The sequence below is a fragment of the Streptomyces sp. SID1328 genome, assembly GCF_009865595.1.
GTDB lineage: Bacteria > Actinomycetota > Actinomycetes > Streptomycetales > Streptomycetaceae > Streptomyces > Streptomyces griseoluteus.
In genome coordinates this window covers 1-572 of sequence record NZ_WWKH01000316.1, presented here as the reverse complement: position 1 = coordinate 572, position 572 = coordinate 1, and the positions used below count along the sequence as shown (strand labels likewise).

At 76.9% G+C, this 572-nt stretch carries 1 protein-coding gene; it reads left to right on the top strand.

Going from position 1 to position 572, the window contains the following annotated elements; all coding sequences use genetic code 11:
- Window positions 1-572 (top strand): aminotransferase class I/II-fold pyridoxal phosphate-dependent enzyme (locus GT030_RS09250; protein WP_161200677.1); only part of this gene is annotated, 572 nt, incomplete at both ends.

The window sequence follows — 572 nt, the reverse complement described above, 5'->3', positions numbered from 1 at the left end:
CCCGTGGAGCGGGTGCTGCTGACGGCGGGCGCGGCGGAGGCGTTCGTGCTGCTGGCCCGTGCGCTTCGGGTGCGCCGGCCGGTGGTGGTGCATCCGCAGTTCACCGAGCCGGAGGCGGCGCTGCGGGACGCGGGGCACACGGTGGAGCGGGTCCTGCTGAGCGAACGGGACGGCTTCCGGCTGGACCCGGCTTCGGTGCCCGAGGACGCCGATCTGGTGATCGTCGGCAACCCGACCAACCCGACCTCGGTGCTCCACCCGGCCGGAGCGCTCACCCGACTCGCGCGGCCGGGGCGGACGTTGGTCGTGGACGAGGCGTTCATGGACGCGGTGCCGGGTGAGCGGGAGGCGCTGGCCGGGCGGACGGACGTGCCCGGCCTGGTGGTGCTGCGCAGCCTCACCAAGACCTGGGGCCTGGCCGGGCTACGGGTCGGCTACCTCCTCGCGCCCCCGGAGACGGTGACCGCCCTGGAACGCGCCCAGCCCCTGTGGCCGGTGTCCACCCCGGCCCTGGCCGCGACCCGCGCCTGCGTGGCACCCCGCGCCCTCGCCGAGGCGGCCCACGCGGCCCA